We start from the raw sequence: 16,146 nt of genomic DNA on the forward strand, positions 1-16,146 counted from the left end.
TTCGGCACCCAAAGTTACATCCAAGCCAGCGCCGGTGCCGTTGGGTCTCGGTGAGCAGGCTCAGAGCAGTTCCGGAGCGGTCACGTTGCATGGAGTCGATTACCCGGTTACTGCCAGTGGCACCGCAAGCCGGATACAAACAGCCGGTAAACAATTCGCCGTCGCTGATCTCGAGGTTTGCCCGAGTTCGAGTACCGGAATTTCTGCATCGAACTTCAGGCTCGCCGCATCGGACGCTGTCACATATACGTTCTGGAATGTTCAGGTCGGAGCGCAGGACCCCAACCTCACCAATCAGCTCCACAGTCCAGCAGTCGGCGTCTGCGCTCGGGGATTCTTGACATTCGAGGTAGACCCGGGAAAGACATTGTCGCAATTCATGCTTGTGGATGGTTCACGATCCCCGATCATTTGGTCGTTGACGTAGCCGTACGACAGACACCGGTGCGGTGACGTATACCCGCAAAAAGCCTCGAGCACCTCATCCGAGCAAAGTGATCTCGATAATTGGTGATCCTATGCTTTGTGGTCGTGACCGAGATTTGGCCAGCTGGTCGCGTAGGTGTCGGTCCTCCTCTGTACGGTATTGCGAAGTTAGCGCAGAGAACCCGTTCGAGATTTTCGGCGGTGCTCATCTTTTTCGAATCTTTGTAGCGAATAACAGTAGTGGTTTAGGTGATACCAGGGTTCGACCTTCGAGAGGGGCATGGTTGTGAAGATTGTATTTCTGCAGGGAATCGGTGACGGCGACCCGAAATCGAGTTGGCTCGACGGTCTCGACCGCGGTCTCGAACAGGCCGGTTTCGGCGCGGTCAATCGGGATATGGTCATCGCACCTCACTACAGTTCGTTCCTCACAACAAACGGTATTGGTGCGAAGCTGCCCCCGGTGACGTACAAACCGCGCGACGACTCGGCCAGTCGCCGCGGCTTTGAGCGGCGTCAGGCGAGAGTCCAGCGGATTCTGGGTCTCGAGGGCGGGGTCCGCACCTTCGGTTTCCATCGTGTGCCCGGGCAGGTTCTCGCTCCACTGCAGCAGGCCGCGATCGGATCGCTATCACTCTGGGATCTGCAGCAAGTACGCAAGTACGTTCGGGAGGAACCGGTCCGCGGAGCGATCCTGCGGCACATCCTTGACCATCTGCCCACCTCTGGCGAGATCATTCTGATCGGCCACAGCCTGGGCAGCGTCATCGCGATCGATCTTCTCGACCACCTTCCTGAAAATGTCCATGTCCGCAGGTTCATCACCATCGGTAGCCCGGCGAATGTGCAGGCCGTTCACGACAGCAGCGAGCGATTGCTCAAGAAGTTTCCGTACGGCCGGGTCGACGACTGGTCGAACTTCCTCGATGTCGGCGACGTCGTCACCGGCGGCAGGGGGCTGGCGACCACCTTTCCAGGCGCCCAGGATTTCGTCATCGACAACGGCGCATCCCATGCCTCTGGGGCGTATCTCGGACATCGCGCCCTCGCCATGCTGGTTGCAGATCTTCTGTACCCCTCGAAGGAAATCGCAATCCGCACATCGGATATCGCGGTTCGTCTCAATGACAACGAGGCCTCGGTGTTGTTGATGCTGCACTACGCGCATGCGGTCCACCGCAACCTCAAAGACAAAGCACTGGCCGAACGCTACCGACATGCACTCGACATCGTCCAGGACAACATCGTCGCTCAAATAGAGCAGGCCGCGTCAGTGAGTGGACAGCCCGTCGCAGTCGAACTACAGCAACTGAGCAATGGTCAATTGCCGATGATTCCGCATCGATGGGAGATACACGAAGTGGTCGGCGAGTTGGTGGTGCTCGCGCTGACGAACATCATCGATCCGTATGAACTCGAAATCGGCAACGCCCCCCGCGACGCACTCGCCGACATCGCCGTCGAATTGGGGTTCGTTCGTCAGCTCGGAAAGACAGTGAGCACCGCCCTCGAAGACGTCCAGAAATGCTTGGACAGTCGCGGTGGCGTCCCCTGGGGCAGGGTAATTACAGCCGCAGTCGGTCTTGCCTTGGTCGCGGCCGGACCGGTCGGGCTTATGCTCGCAGCGCCGGCTGCCGCGGCAGGTGGCGCCGCTATCGTCGGCGGGCTTGCAGCATTCGGGCCGGGAGGGATGATCGGCGGTCTCGGAATGCTTGGTGGTTTGGCCGGAGCGGGCGCGGCGGTGGCCGCGGGCGCGGCGGTAGGCGGCAGTGCCCCCGATCAGCCGATCACGGATTCGACCACGTTGATCCTGCGGGTATCGACCGAGCATGCACGCAAGATGCTCGGCCTTCCTCATGACGAAGCGCTCTGGTACCAGTTGGCGGATGTGGAGACGAAACTCTCCGCCCGAATCAACCGCCTGACGGCGTTCAGCGATCCGAAGTCGGGGCAGTTGGCTCAGCTGCAGGCAGCCAAGTCGACAATCACGAAATTGATGGCATTCATGCTCGATCGAGGATTGGCGCCGCGAGCCATCGAAGCAGCAACTGGAGAGAAGCCCTTAGCTGACATTGAAAAGGAACTCGTCGACTTCACAGCGCTGACGTGACGCGTTTCAGTGGCTGGTGAACGTCATTTCAGTCGCGAATGTACTTGCCTCACTTACTAGTGATACGGAATTGACCACACTTTTGCTTCGATTACCGGCGGACAGGTCGCGGAGCCAGTGTCGGTCTGCGCAAAGATCAATGAAGCGCACTGGGCCATTGGTCAGTACGGATACGCAGTAACGCGCAACTCGCTTCCTCCCGTCAAGGCTCTCGATCGGTCAATAAGCGTCGGAACTGGTCGATACGCCGACCACTGTCGCGAGTACCGCCAACACAAAGGAGTGCTACCGAAAACTGGTGAACGCCGAATCCGAAGCGGGAAAGCTGGCTGCGCTCAACTTCTCGTTCGGGCGGTCGTTCGGGGGCTCGGTGCTGGCGCGATGTTGTCGATCACAGGTGAGAGAGGCTCGCAACTCCGTAACGAGTTTTCGCGTCTGCCGATTATCAATGTAAGCCGAATCGCTACCGCGCGAAGGCGGCACGATGCGGAGAATGCTCACGGCGATGATCGCCGGAATTGCTCGTTCGACACAACAGCGTGCGGGAACACACAGGAGACTGACATGAAGAGAGCGCTTATCCTCGCTGTTGGCGCATTGCTCTCGTCGTTCAGTCTTTCTGCTTGCGGCGGCCCAGGCGCAGACTTGCCGTCGACAACCCCATCAAGCTCATCGGCAACAGCCGTCCCGGCAACTGAGTCCGTAGTACCTCCCCCAAGCAGTACACCCGAGGTCGCGCCGATCACCTTCGTATGCGGCGATCTCTCCCTGTACCAGTCGGGTACCGCATTGTACTCCGATGGCACCACTGGCTACGAGGCATCCTGCGACACCTATGTGCCTCCGGCAACTACACAAGCTTCGGAAAGGGTTCTACGGTACTGCGATTACCCGGGAACTGCGGTCTACACCGATGGCTCGTACTCCACGACCGATCCAGCCTGTGCGGAGATGCGTGCGGAGGCGAACACGAATCCCGGAGGCGGTTACCCATATGACCCTGACGAAGACCGGAACGGTGATGGTGTCGTAAACGGATACGAACGCTGCGGTGTTAAGTGTGGCAAAGAGCCGACCAGCGGTGATATCCAAACGCAGCACGGCTGCGAGCAGGGCTACATCACCGGATTTGCCTGCGAGCCGTACTCAGGCTGATCTTGGGGCGGCCACGCCCGCAATCCCAGTCGTCTGGTTGGTACAGCGACATCTAGGGTGGCGTTGCGTCGTTGAATTACACCGACGAAAGTAGCTGTAGGCGAGGAATTTTCGCGATTCAGGCGCGTTCGGCGTCTAAATCGGCGACTGATATGAGCGCTCTGCCAAGCCGCACAAAGGAATAGCAGGTCAGCCCGTCGTGGTCTGATTGATGAGTCCGCTGCCAGGCCGAAGGTCATTGCGCTGCACAGTAGCGAAACCGGCAGTGACGATCTTTCCGTCGTCGTTCCTGCCGCGCAGTCGAATTTCATTCGGTCGCTTTCGGTCGTCCCGAGAAGCGATGACAAACGTAAGCGTGCGTGCATCTCAGCAATCGCAGAGATGCACGCCGCAGTCACAGTCTCCGCCGCAACCGCCGGGATTGCAGTCGCCGGCGTAGCTGTCGTCATCCGCGTCGCAATCGAGGGATCCGCCGAAAGATTCAGCAAAATCGTCGTCGAGTTCGTGAGTGAAGTCGTGAACCTCGTCGATCAGGTTCAGCAGATGTTGTGGAGCGAAGGGGTCCGCGTCGAGCATCGTGGAGACCAGCAGGTGGTCACCGCTGAAGGCGAAACGGAGGCGCGGCCATTCCTGCGCGAGTTCGATCAGTCGAGTCGCAGCATGCGAGGGATTGCCGAGGCCGGTCAGAACGGAGGACCAGACGTTGATCTGGGGTCCGTCGTCGGCGACGGTCACGTAGACGACAAATCCGTGAACCGGCACGACGATGTCACCGTCGTCATCGGTGGCAGGCTCACTGCCCAGTAGTTCGGCGAGGGTCTGGACGCACAGGCGAACCAACTCGTCGCGCTCGTCCGTCACCAAGGCAATTGCGCCGTTGATGTGGAGGGGCTGGTCGGCGGTCGTGTCTTGGTCGCTCATGGATCCTCATGTTCTGTGCCAGTCCGAGCAGGCGCTGGGCACTGTTTTCGTGCGGTAGCTGTCAGGTCTACGGTAATCGGCGCACACTATTGGCAGCGCAGTGGATGATCAAAAATGCCTGGGTAGGTCCGCGTTGATCTGGACTTGACAGCCGACCAGTGACGAGATGCGAGCCCCGACAAATCGGGCAACCTTGTGGCAGTGAGTATCTCGGCTGTCGGTAGGTAGATCTAGCCTCCATACATGACGGGTCAGCGAGTTCGGCGAGCTTCACATCTGCGTTTGGTACCTGCATATCAAGCGGCGCAAAGCCAGATGAAGGTCCTTACGCCGAGGCAGATGCGGAATCAGCGTCGACGGCCGGAGGTGGCGAACTTTGTCATGCGGATCGAACTCGATTGCATCACGCCGCCTATTTGGAGACGGTTTTCGGTTCCGTCGAATATCGAACTGGACCAACTTCATTCGATTGTGCAGGCGGTGATGGGGTGGGGAGATCAACACGCTCATCAGTGGGTGAGTGTCCATCATTCAACGGACAATGGCCCAGATCGGTATATCGCGCCAGAGGTGATCGAGCGCGACGGATACCAGGAAGACGAGTTTGGTGAGGACGAAGTCCGGATCGACGAGGCAGTTACCGCGGTAGGGGAGTACGTCCGTTATGAGTACAACGCCCGCGCAAGGTGGAGTCACACGTTGGTTCTCGAGCAGATTGTCGAAGACCAGCCGATTTCTGAGCCATCCTGTCTCGACGGCGAGAGAGCGTGCCCGCCGGAGGATTCTGGCGGTCCGATCGGGTATCGCGAGTTCCTGAACGTGCAGGCGAGGACCGGACTGTTCGATCCCGAACGTTTTGTTCCCGCAGAGTCCAATGCAGCAGTCACCATTGCAGTGGCATTGCATAAATCACCGCCCGTGGAAAGCTCGCTGTTCGAGAAGTTCTTGCGCCGCTTGTCTGTTCATTCCGCGCCGAAACTGTTTGCCGCAGTTGCCGAAGCGGAGCTTCGTGGCGGATACGACAACTACTTCGAGGTGATGCGTGAAGGAGCAACCCGTCAACTGCTGTGGCTGCTGAACTCCGCGCGAGGTGGTGGGATTGTCTTGACGGCATCCGGGTCACTGCCTCCGGACCTTGTTGCGTATGCCCGAGACGAACTCGATTGGGGCAGTGACTGGATCGATGTCACGGCAGGGAGTGACTCGCAATTAGCAGTACTCGTTGAAGCCGCAAAGACACTGAGATTTGTCCGGAGACTCCGAGGCACATTGATTCTGACTCGACTCGGCGCGTCAGTGCTTGCATATGAAGGCGAGCTGTGGCGTCACATCGTGACGGCCATGCCGTTGGGAAAGGGCGAGTTGGGGCAGGAAGCCGGCCGAATTCTGTTCCTTACGTTGGCTGCCGGCTTGTCGGAGTCCGAACGTAGTGAAGTCATGATCGAAGGCCTCACGGCATTGGGTTGGTCGACAACAGACGGAACCCGCCTCGGCGACGACGATTGGACGTGGATGGTGCGAGACACTCTCGTGTACTTGCGAATGATCGGGGCGATTGTCTCCAATCCGCTGGACGAGCATGTTTCCGCCGATCCCGAGTGGGGCCGACGGTTTGCCAGGATGGTCCTGTCGAAGTAGCTGAGCGATCGAATCGAGCATCGATTTCAATCGATGCGGAGTTGTTATATGCGCTGGAAGCGCACGATTTTTCTGCTGCGGAATCATGAATCTTTTCGGGTGGGAAAATATTGGAGTTTTTGTTCGAAATTGCCATCATGCTATGGTCGATTCTCGGTTGTTAAATTGCGTGGTCGAGCCAAAGTTTGCGCAGAAGATTTATTTTGTGGAGGTTGGGTTTCCGAAAAGACGAAGTGCGTGGTGCTAGTCAATTGAATATGTGACCGGTGTTGGTATGACGGTCGCTCCTAGGGCGTGCAGAAACGAAGCGCAAAGATCCTGAACAGGGGTTTTGCGCTTTGTTCTGCCGATTATGTGCGAAGGATGTGGCATGTGACGGGGTCCGACATGGTCCAGTTCAGTACCTTGGTAATTGTTTCACTGCTTGTTGCTTTTTATGGTGGAACATTTCTGATTTCTCTTCGTATTGGTAAGAGGCAGGAAAATGCCGACGGCTTTATGACCGCCGGAAACAAGTTAGGATTTGGTGTCTCGGCCGCGAGTATGACGGCCACCTGGATTTGGGCGTCGTCGATGTACGCATCCGCCACTTCTGGATACACCTACGGAATCTCCGGCCCCATTCACTACGGTTTATGGGGCGCGTTGATGATTCTCTTCATTTATCCGTTTGGCCAGCGAATTCGCAAAGTAGCGCCGAAAGCCCACACGCTGGCTGAGGTCATGTACGCGCGGCACGGACGCTCGAGTCAGCTGATGCTCGCGGGTTCCAATATAGTCGGCAGTCTCATCAGTTTGATGTCGAACTTCCTCGCTGGTGGTCTGCTGATCGCGTTGCTTTCGCCGTTCAACTTCATCCAGGGTGTGTTCATCGTTGCGCTGGGCGTTTTGCTGTACACGCTGTGGTCGGGCTTCCGTGCTTCGGTGTTGACCGACTTCGTTCAGCTGATCGGAATGCTCGGTGCGGTAGCGGTTTTGGTGCCGTTTATCTTCTTTGCGGCGGGGTTCCCGGCAGCCTTCGAATCCGGGGCAGGCAACCTTACTGCTGAGCAGGGCAACTTCTTCTCGAGCGTTGCCTTCTTCGAGCAGGGCGCGCCGTACATCGCGGCAGTTCTTGCCTACGCAATCGGCAACCAGACCATTGCCCAACGTCTGTTCGCGGTCCGCGAAGACCTGATCAAGCCCACCTTCATCACCGCAACCGTGGGATATGGCGCAACGGTCATCGGTGTCGGAATGCTGGGTGTTCTCGCTCTGTACCTCGGAATCGAGCCGATGGATGGTGACGTCAACAACCTGATTCCGCAGATGGCCGCGTCGTACCTGCCCGGAATTTTGCTGGCTGTCTTCTTTGTCATGATCATCGGCGCGCTGTCATCGACGGCGGACTCGGACCTTGCTGCACTCTCGTCCATCGTGATGACCGACGTGTACGGCCAAGCCGTCGCAGGCAAGGCTAATGCGAACCCTCGACGGATGCTGCTCATCGGCCGAGTAACGATGATAGTTGCCACGGCGGCGGCTATCTCCTTGGCAAGTCTGCAACTGAGCATTCTGGATCTGTTGGTGTTCGTCGGCGCGCTGTGGGGCGCGCTGGTGTTCCCGGTTATTGCGAGCTTCTATTGGGGAAAGGTCACCAACAAGGCCTTCACTGTGTCGGTGCTGGTGGCTCTTGCTGCCTTCTTGCCCGTCCGATTCAGTTGGGTGCCGATGGATGGGATGTTCGGGATTCTCTCCGACATCGTTGCCGTTGTCGGTATCGGAGTGGTGCTGGGGCTCATGACATTTGGATTCTTCGGTCTGAAGGTTGCGCAGATCGTCGGTGGCCTGGCGATCGTGCTGTCCGCGCCGTTCGCGATCGGCTTCCTGCACGACTACCCAACGCTCAGCGGATCTTTGGTGGCCTATGCCGTCAGTACCGTCGTGTGCTTTGCGATGTCCGTCAATCAGCGTGAGACGTTCGATTTCGAACTCATCAAGCAGCGGACCGGAGACTTCGACGAGGAGGAGTTTCCTGCTGTCGGAGCGTCMGGAAAGTAACCGTCGAGACAAGTAGAAGGAATACGAATGAGTACAGCCCTACTGACCATTTATGTTCTGATCTGGCCGGCGTTGGTCTTGGTCGTGCTGGGAGTCATCAGCAAGGGATTCTTCAAGGATTGGGCAACTGCTCGCCGCAACGGTGAGGATCTGGTCTAACTCTTCACGCCGCCACCGACGGACTTCTTGTCGGTGGCGGCGGTCATATTGCGTCGGACACAGGGGTCGGCGTTATAGTTGCTCAGTGCAACACGACGGAGCAATGGCGCTCACCGGTCCACCAGCTGTTCATGACGAGCTGGTGCACCTCACGCGGCAGCTGATGACGGGGGATCGGCATTCCGATGACCACCCGTCGATCGCGCAGCATTCCTTCCTCTCCTTTATCGGCCGCAACGACGGCTGCAAGGCCACGGAGATCTCCGAAGTCTTCGGCGTCAACCGCTCGACCATCTCGCGCCAAGTTCGCGGCTGCATCGAGGCAGGCTGGGTGTATGCCGATCCGGGATCCGTTCGTCAGGGCAATCCATTGCACTTGACGGAGGCTGGCCGCAAATACCTCGACGCCGCCGMCGCGCGKCGGCTCGACCAAGTCGCCGGCAGGCTGCACGATTGGACCGAGTCCGAGGTCGCAGACTTCGCCCGCGCACTCCACCGCTTCAGAATCAGCATCGAATCGCAGACCAACGGAGATGACACCCTGTGAGTGAGTACAGCGCCAAAGCCCAGTTCACCATCTCCGACAACGAGTCCGTGGTGCACACCGTCTTCACTCACGCCGAGCGCACGCCCGAACTGACGGTGTTCTCCCGCCCCAAGGGAGAGGGTTGGGTAGACGTCACAGCCAAGGAGTTCGCCGAGCAGGTCACCGGCGTCGCAAACGGTCTCATTGCAGCCGGGGTGCAGGCAGGCGACCGCGTCGCACTCCTCTCCGCGACCCGATACGAGTGGACGCTCTTCGACTTCGCTATCTGGGCCGCCGGCGCGGCTACCGTTCCGATCTACGACTCGTCGTCTCAGGGGCAGGTCAGCTGGATCCTCGAAGACTCCGAGGCCGTCATCGCGATCGTCGAAACCGGCGCGCACGAGCAGCTGTTCCAGGACGCGCCAAGCTCTCTCAAGGCCGTCATGCAGATCGACGACGGAGCAGTCGAAAAGCTGACCGCACAGGGTGCCGACGTTGACGACACCGAGTTGAAGAAGCGACTCGCGGGCATCAAGGCCGACGATCTGGCGTCACTCGTCTACACCTCCGGCACGACAGGTCGTCCCAAAGGATGCATCCTCACGCATCGCAACTTCCTGTCCGAGGTGCGCGGGATTCTGACGGCATCGATCGGCAAGGTGGCGGTTCCGGGAAACCGAGTCCTGACCTTCCTGCCGCTCGCTCACGTGCTGGCTCGCGCGGTGTCCCTCGCGACGTTCGAAGCTGGTGCGTCGCAGGCGCACTGGTCCGACTTTGCCACCATTACAACTCAATTCGAGCGGTACAAGCCCAACACCATCCTCGGAGTTCCGCGTGTCTTCGAAAAAGTTCGTGACGGCGCAGCACGCAAGGCGGAGTCCGGTGGAAAGATTCCCGGCGCTATCTTCGCCTTCGCCGAAGCCACCGCCAAGGAGTACAGCCAAGCTCTCGACAAGGGCGGTCCTTCGCTGATCTTGAAGGCGAAGCACGCATTGGCAGACAAGCTCGTGTATTCGAAGCTTCGTGAGGCTCTCGGCGGCGAGTGCTGGTTCGCGATCTCCGGCGGCGGCGCCCTCACTCCTGAGTTGGGACACTTCTTCCGTGGGCTCGGAGTTCCGATCTACGAAGGCTATGGCCTCACCGAAACCACTGCGGCGCACTGCGTCAACGTGCCGGGTGCTCAGAAGATCGGAACCGTCGGACAGCCGATGGGCGGCAACGGGGTTCGCATCGCCGAGGATGGCGAGATCGAACTCAACGGTGGAGTCGTCTTCAAGGGATACTGGAAGAACGACAAGGCCACCGAAGAGACATTCGTCAACGGCTGGATGCGAACCGGTGATCTCGGTGAACTCGACAGCGACGGTTACCTTTCCATCACCGGACGCAAGAAGGATCTTCTGGTGACGGCGGGCGGCAAGAACGTCTCGCCCGGCCCGATGGAAGACCGTATCCGTTCGCATTCCATCGTCTCGCAGGCAGTTGTCGTCGGCGACGGGAAGACCTACATCACGGCGCTGTTGACCGTCGACCCTGAGGTGTTCGAGAAGTGGAAGTCGGAGAACGGCAAGCCTTCCGGCGCCACCGTCGCTGAGCTGCGCGATGACAAGGACCTTCGCGCGGAGCTTCAGAAGGCCGTCGACGACGCCAATGCCGCTGTCTCGCATGCGGAGTCGATCAAGAAGTTCGTCATTCTCGATCGCGATCTGACCGAGGAAGACGGTGAGATGACAGCGACGCTCAAGATCAAGCGCAATGTCGTCGTCGATCGGTTCTCGAAGGAGATCGAAGGAATGTACGCGAAGAGCTAGGCGCGTTTGGGGAACTGCTCGCGGTAAGCCATCACGTCGTCGAGGCGGAACCTGCGGTGGGTGCCGCGTAGTTCGATCGGGAGTTTCCCGGCGTCGGCGAGTTTGCGTACATACGTGTCCGAAACGCCGAGGATCTCTGCTGCCTGCGAGGTGGTGAGGAGTTCTGCGACTGGCCCGAGGGCGACGCTGTCCCCGGCAGCGAGGTAGGTCAGGAGCTGCACGACGGCGTCGCCGACCGACGGTGGAATCTCGATGCTCACGCCGTCGAACACCAGCGTGGTCGTGTCCGTCGAGGTTGCGGCTCTCTCGGCCAGAGCTGTCTTGATTCGCTCGGCAGCGTCACCGTCGACTGCGGAAACGATGTGGTCGATGCTCACGCGTTGTATCTCCGATCGAAGGCAGTGTTTCGCAAGCATAGACAGCGGTAGTGTCCGTCGGCACGCTGGCTAGCGCTGTGTGCGTTGCGTTACATGAGTGTCACGGGTGGAAAACTATTTACCCACGTAGATCGGAATTCGAAGGGTTTGGCGCGCAAAGATATTCGACTCGACGCATATGTAACTCACCAATCTTGGTGTACCCGCAAGTAACATCCTGAGCGTGGCTAGACGATCGGTAACGGTGAGATTCGACGTAGAGGAACTGAGGGCCCTAGAGGCCCTCCAAGAGCTCACGGGCGCGGACATTTCCAGCGTCATTCGTGAAGCTGTGATCGAGCATGCGCGTCGATGTGTCGCGCAGGGAAAGCCCCGCGACATCACCGAGCGACGTAAATCGCTGACCTTGCAGGAAGCCTTCGCCAAGTATTCCGCGTTGTGCACCGACGAGGAGCGGGAAGCGTCGTAGCGCTCTGTCGATGCGGCAGTGACTGGTTGAGTTCACAGTGATTCTGACTGTGGCGCTGGGTAGTTCGTTCGAGGAACATTGCGGCAACAGAAGTGTTGCGTAGACCTCTGACAGGAGCTGGCCAGTGACGGACGTCCTCGAACTCTCCACCGATGTATTGGTGATCGGTGGTGGCCCCGCCGGCGCATGGGCAGCGTTGCGTGCGGCCAAGGCCGGTGCAGACGTCGTCCTGGTCGACAAGGGATACTGCGGAACGAGTGGCGCGACGGCCCCATCCGGAACGGGTGTTTGGTACGTCGAGCCGGATTTGACAGCCCGCGAGCTGGCCAAGGCCGGACGCGAGGCGCTCGGCGGATATCTGGCCGACCACCATTGGATGGACCGCGTCCTCGAGCAGACCTACTCCAACATGGATCTCCTCGCGGTGGAGGGCAGATATCCGTTTCCCGTCGACCCCACCACGGGCAAGCAGATACGCACCGGCTTGCAGGGACCTGAGTACATGCGGCGGATGCGCACCTGGATTCGTCGAGCCGGTGTGCGAATCCTCGACCATTCGCCGACGCTGGAGTTGTTGGTGGACGACGCCGGGCGAGTTCGCGGAGCTGCGGGCTACCAACGCCACGAACACCAGGACTACCGAGTGTCGGCAGGCGCGGTAGTGGTCGCCAGCGGAGGTTGTGCGTTTCTCTCCGGTGCTTTGGGCACCAACGTCGATACCGGTGACGGTGCATTGATGGCAGCCGAAGTCGGAGCCGAGTTCTCCGGCATGGAGTTCTCCAACGCGTACGGAATCGCAGCGGCCGGATCGACGATCACCAAAACGGCTTACTACGCGTACGCGACGTTCTTTCACGCAGACGGAAGCGTGCTCGAAGGTGCCGGTTCGGCGAAGGGGAGGTCCGTCATCGCCAGCACGTTGCGGAACGAGCCGGTCTTCGCGCAGATCGATCGGGCCGACGCTGAGGTGCAGCGTCGAATGAGGCTGGGGCAACCCAACTTCTTCCTGCAATTCGATCGCCGCGGAATCGACCCCTTCACCGACAAATTCGAGGTCGGCATGCTCGCAGAAGGCACGGTGCGCGGCACTGGGGGAATYAACGTCGTCGATGACGATTGCGCGTCATCCGTTCCAGGACTGTTTGCCGCCGGGGACGCTGCGACCCGAGAGCGAATCTGCGGAGGGTTTACCGGCGGGGGAAGTCACAACGCCGCGTGGGCGATGTCTTCTGGTTCGTGGGCGGGAACCGGTGCTGCGCGCTATGCGCTGTCGGTCGGACGTGGGTCTACCAGTGGTCTTCGCGGAGCCGGAACCGTCGCATTGCGTAATCCGGCACGAACCGGGTTTACTGCCGACTATGTGGTGAAAGCTGCTCAGGCGCAGCTGATTCCCTTCGACAAGAACTACCTCCGCAGCGGTGATCGGGTATCCGCAGCGCTCGCTGAGCTCGAATCGCTGTGGGGTGCAGTGAGTGCGGATCTGGGCGCGGATCCAGCAGGTCGGATGGCGGCGCGGCAGGCTGCCGCGATCACGGCCGTCGGTCGCTGGATGTACCACTCGACGTTGGCGCGGACCGAGACTCGGGGAATGAGCAAGCGTGACGATTATCCCGAACTCGATGGAACGCAGCATCATCACGTTCTCACCGGAGGTTTGGATTCGGTGTGGACCCGAACGTCGGAACCTGTCGGGTCTGCATTGGTGGCGTCATGATCGAGCTGGTGTCTGCGCCTGACTGCATCGGTTGCGACAAGTGCGTAGACGTTTGTCCTACAGATGTTTTCGACCGGACACCCTCGGGCGTCCCGGTGATTGCGCGCCAATCGGATTGCCAGACCTGCTTCATGTGTGAGGCATATTGCCCGACGGATGCGCTGTATGTGCATCCGCAATCCACACCGTTGGAAACGGCCGATGCGATCGAGAACGATCACATCGGCCGCTACCGAGAGAAGATCGGATGGGGCAAGGGGCGCGCACCTGGGTCGCTGACTGCGGTGGGTCCCGAGGTGCCCCGTCCAGTCACGACCTGACGAGAATCTTGACTGCAGTGTCGTTGTGCTCGATCAGAGTGGTGAATCCTTCGGAGATCAACTCTTCGAGCTGAATACGACCGGTGATGAATGGCGCCAGATCGACGACACCGTCCTGGACCATCTTGATGACCGCTTCATGGTCACGTACGTACGCGATGGTTCCGCGTAGGTCGATTTCCTTGAGGACCAGCTTCTGCATGTCGATGGTCGCGGGCTTGCCCCAAATCGACACGTTGACAACAACTCCAGCAGGCCGGACCGTGTCGAGCATGGTGTCGAGGACCGCGTTGACGCCTGCGCACTCGAAGCCGATGTCTGCGCCGATGCCTCCGCTGAGTTCGAGGACGCGCGCTTTGACGTCTTCGGTGGTGGGATCGATGACGTAGTCGGCGACTCCACTGGAGAGGGCCTTGGCCTTGCGGGCTTCGCTGAGTTCGGTGACGATCGTCGTGACACCCAGACCCTTGAGAACTGCCGCAACGAGGAGTCCGATCGGTCCGGCTCCGCCCACAATTGCGACGTTGCCGCTTTCGGCTCCACTGCGCACGACTGCGTGATGGGCGACGCTCAACGGTTCGATGAGGGCTGCCTCGTCGAGCGGGATGTTGCCGATCTTGTGGATCCAGCGACGGTCGACGACGACCTTCTCGCTGAGCCCTCCACCGCCGCCGGCCAAGCCGATGAACCCCATCTTCGTACACAGGTGGTAGTTGCCCGCCTTGCACGGGGCGCACTCGTTGCAGACGAAGTACGGCTCGACGACAACATTTTCGCCCACCTCGACGTCCGTGACGCCTTCGCCGACCTCTTCGACGGTGCCGGAGAACTCGTGGCCCATCGTGACCGGCGCATTCTCGTGTGAGAGTGGATGCGGGTGTCCGGGTGCGGAGATGAAGATCGGTCCCTCGAGGTACTCGTGGAGATCGGTGCCGCAGATTCCGCACCATGCGACCTTCAGCTTGACTGTTCCTGGCCGCAATTCGGGCTCAGGGATCTCTTCGATCCGGATGTCTTTCTGCCCGTGGAACCGTGCTGCCTTCATTGATCCGCACCTCACTTCGTTGTGAATCCCCTGGTAGATCGACGTTAGGCCGATTGTTGGCGTGGGTGAAGGGTTGCAACGGAATGCAATGGGGTGGAACCGATCGGTGCTGGGGAGCGTCCAATACTGTGAGCGGGTCGCGAACGAGGGGGAGTGCTGTGGGAGTGAGGGGTGCAGTGGTCTTGGTCGCGGCCGCGCTGTTGGTTGGGGGTTGTTCCTCGACCGTCGAGGGCGAGGCTTTCCCTGTCGATGTGATTGGGATGTTTGATCCGTGTGAGGTTCTCAGCAATGAGGAATTGGAGAGAGTCGGAGTTGACCCGGCAACAAAAGAGGTTGACATAGTCAACACCCATATCGATGGGTTCAATATATGCAAGTGGGAAGGATCTTGGTTCTTCCTCCGTCTGACTTCCACAACACACTCGCTTGCGGACGTCGAAGCAAATCCGGTGATGCGCGATCTACATCGAATTCAACTTGCCGGCCGAGAGGTCCTGATGTTCCAGGAACACAATGACAAGGCGGACACCGCGTGCAATATCGCCTTCGCGACTGCTCAGTCCACGGCGATGATTCGAGTGGGTGCGAAAGTCGGTGACCAGCGCCCCGAAACTTCGTGTGAACTGGTTGAGCGGGTCGGTCTGACCGTGTTACCGCTGCTTCCCGAATAACGCTCGGAAGAGATTCGACTCGTAGTGAATTGGAGTATGTGATGTCCGGTTTGTATCTGGAGAAGAGGGTCGCAGAGGATCTGGCGAAGGCGTGTGATGATCTAATTTCGCTGTTCAGGTCACTGTCGGACGATGCGAACTATCTCGGGCAAGTGGGAGGCTTCGGCACTCTCGGATCCGCCCGGGCACTGCAGGTTAAGTTCGAGGAAAAGGCGGTTGGCGGCCCGGATGCGCTCATCGATGTGTTGGCGAGTCATATCGCGGTCGTGGAGGCAATGCAGGCTCAGTTTCAAGCCTGCATCGACAACGCATTGGATCAGGAGTCGTCGAACGTCTCGACTTTGAGGTCGATCGACCAACCGAACTGAGTCAGTGGATGTGTTGCTGCCAATCGGCTGGGACACGACCCTTAGGTCCCGGCGTCGGCTGATCTACGGGATGTGAAGTGGGCGCCGCCAATTCAGGTCCGTCGTACGCCTCGTTGGTTTCGAAGCTCCAGAACCAATCCTCACCGGGTTCGTAGCTCTGCATGAACGGATGCTTCGTCGAGGCCGCATGCTTGCTCGCGTGCTGTGACGGTGAGGAGTCACAACACCCCACGTGACCGCATTGCGCGCATCGACGCAGGTGCACCCACCAACCGCTGCTCGCATCGCATTCGACGCATCCCGCGCCACTGGGCGGCACGCTCGGATCGATCCCCGCTGGAAGTCCGTCGGTCATGGTCCACCCTCTCGCTGACTGAAGTCGGTCATTTCATCGTG

The 16,146-nt window shown here is 59.5% G+C and carries 16 protein-coding genes; 12 read left to right on the top strand and 4 right to left on the bottom strand.

All coding sequences use genetic code 11. The features are described from left to right. The first annotated feature begins 712 nt into the window (after positions 1 to 712). Together AC1DWA_RS22410 and AC1DWA_RS22415 are read left to right on the top strand one after the other, a co-directional pair. On the top strand, positions 713 to 2,536 hold the full coding sequence (locus AC1DWA_RS22410; protein WP_477846135.1) for a lipase family protein: 1,824 nt from the start codon (positions 713 to 715) through the stop codon (positions 2,534 to 2,536). Between the two features lie 564 nt (positions 2,537 to 3,100). After that, complete coding sequence (locus AC1DWA_RS22415; protein WP_416315536.1) at positions 3,101 to 3,691, top strand: hypothetical protein; 591 nt, start codon at positions 3,101 to 3,103, stop codon at positions 3,689 to 3,691. A gap of 366 nt (positions 3,692 to 4,057) precedes the next feature. On the opposite strand, the gene AC1DWA_RS22420 is transcribed toward AC1DWA_RS22415, so the two are convergent. Continuing rightward, positions 4,058 to 4,612, bottom strand: coding sequence for a T3SS (YopN, CesT) and YbjN peptide-binding chaperone 1 (locus tag AC1DWA_RS22420; protein WP_477917051.1), 555 nt, complete (start codon positions 4,610 to 4,612; stop codon positions 4,058 to 4,060). A 381-nt stretch (positions 4,613 to 4,993) separates the two neighbouring features. Here AC1DWA_RS22420 and AC1DWA_RS22425 point away from each other — a divergent pair, with 381 nt between their 5' ends. The 5 genes from AC1DWA_RS22425 (at position 4,994) to AC1DWA_RS22445 (ending at position 10,786) form a co-directional block, all read left to right on the top strand. Beyond that, entirely contained in the window at positions 4,994 to 6,250 is a 1,257-nt protein-coding gene (locus tag AC1DWA_RS22425; protein ID WP_477846158.1) for a plasmid pRiA4b ORF-3 family protein, read from the top strand. 387 nt (positions 6,251 to 6,637) lie between these two features. Further along, positions 6,638 to 8,290, top strand: a complete 1,653-nt coding sequence (locus tag AC1DWA_RS22430) for a sodium:solute symporter family protein (protein ID WP_232816929.1) — start codon at positions 6,638 to 6,640, stop codon at positions 8,288 to 8,290. A gap of 27 nt (positions 8,291 to 8,317) precedes the next feature. Beyond that, positions 8,318 to 8,449, top strand: coding sequence for a putative transporter small subunit (locus AC1DWA_RS22435; RefSeq protein WP_003941363.1), 132 nt, complete (start codon positions 8,318 to 8,320; stop codon positions 8,447 to 8,449). 103 nt (positions 8,450 to 8,552) lie between these two features. Then, positions 8,553 to 8,996: a MarR family winged helix-turn-helix transcriptional regulator gene (locus tag AC1DWA_RS22440; RefSeq protein ID WP_477917053.1), complete on the top strand. Its 444-nt coding sequence runs from the start codon at positions 8,553 to 8,555 to the stop codon at positions 8,994 to 8,996. Beyond that, on the top strand, positions 8,993 to 10,786 hold the full coding sequence (locus tag AC1DWA_RS22445; protein ID WP_477846136.1) for an AMP-dependent synthetase/ligase: 1,794 nt from the start codon (positions 8,993 to 8,995) through the stop codon (positions 10,784 to 10,786). Before AC1DWA_RS22440 ends, AC1DWA_RS22445 begins: the two co-directional genes overlap by 4 nt. On the opposite strand, the gene AC1DWA_RS22450 is transcribed toward AC1DWA_RS22445, so the two are convergent. Next, the gene (locus tag AC1DWA_RS22450) at positions 10,783 to 11,163 is read right to left on the bottom strand and encodes a helix-turn-helix domain-containing protein (protein WP_003941392.1); all 381 of its coding nucleotides are present in this window, start codon (positions 11,161 to 11,163) and stop codon (positions 10,783 to 10,785) included. The genes AC1DWA_RS22445 and AC1DWA_RS22450 overlap by 4 nt on opposite strands. A gap of 223 nt (positions 11,164 to 11,386) precedes the next feature. Between AC1DWA_RS22450 and AC1DWA_RS22455 the strand changes: the two genes are divergently transcribed. The 3 genes from AC1DWA_RS22455 (at position 11,387) to AC1DWA_RS22465 (ending at position 13,666) form a co-directional block, all read left to right on the top strand. After that, on the top strand, positions 11,387 to 11,632 hold the full coding sequence (locus tag AC1DWA_RS22455; protein WP_257237256.1) for a hypothetical protein: 246 nt from the start codon (positions 11,387 to 11,389) through the stop codon (positions 11,630 to 11,632). Between the two features lie 124 nt (positions 11,633 to 11,756). Then, the gene (locus AC1DWA_RS22460) at positions 11,757 to 13,346 is read left to right on the top strand and encodes an FAD-dependent oxidoreductase (RefSeq protein ID WP_477846137.1); all 1,590 of its coding nucleotides are present in this window, start codon (positions 11,757 to 11,759) and stop codon (positions 13,344 to 13,346) included. Then, a complete protein-coding gene (locus AC1DWA_RS22465) occupies positions 13,343 to 13,666 on the top strand; it encodes a 4Fe-4S dicluster domain-containing protein (protein ID WP_134999619.1) in 324 nt (107 codons plus the stop codon). Before AC1DWA_RS22460 ends, AC1DWA_RS22465 begins: the two co-directional genes overlap by 4 nt. Here AC1DWA_RS22465 and AC1DWA_RS22470 read toward each other — a convergent pair. Further along, on the bottom strand, positions 13,656 to 14,711 hold the full coding sequence (locus AC1DWA_RS22470; RefSeq protein WP_003941279.1) for a 2,3-butanediol dehydrogenase: 1,056 nt from the start codon (positions 14,709 to 14,711) through the stop codon (positions 13,656 to 13,658). The genes AC1DWA_RS22465 and AC1DWA_RS22470 overlap by 11 nt on opposite strands. Positions 14,712 to 14,887: 176 nt before the next feature. On the opposite strand from AC1DWA_RS22470, the gene AC1DWA_RS22475 reads away from it, so the two are divergent. Together AC1DWA_RS22475 and AC1DWA_RS22480 are read left to right on the top strand one after the other, a co-directional pair. Continuing rightward, complete coding sequence (locus tag AC1DWA_RS22475) at positions 14,888 to 15,382, top strand: DUF3558 family protein (RefSeq protein ID WP_230587588.1); 495 nt, start codon at positions 14,888 to 14,890, stop codon at positions 15,380 to 15,382. A gap of 41 nt (positions 15,383 to 15,423) precedes the next feature. Further along, positions 15,424 to 15,750: a hypothetical protein gene (locus AC1DWA_RS22480; RefSeq protein WP_477846138.1), complete on the top strand. Its 327-nt coding sequence runs from the start codon at positions 15,424 to 15,426 to the stop codon at positions 15,748 to 15,750. 1 nt (position 15,751) lies between these two features. Here the strand turns inward: AC1DWA_RS22480 and AC1DWA_RS22485 are convergent, their stop codons facing one another. Continuing rightward, positions 15,752 to 16,105: a UBP-type zinc finger domain-containing protein gene (locus tag AC1DWA_RS22485; RefSeq protein WP_020970111.1), complete on the bottom strand. Its 354-nt coding sequence runs from the start codon at positions 16,103 to 16,105 to the stop codon at positions 15,752 to 15,754. Positions 16,106 to 16,146 lie beyond the last annotated feature (41 nt).

This window comes from Rhodococcus sp. P4_F3_2 (assembly GCF_056401335.1).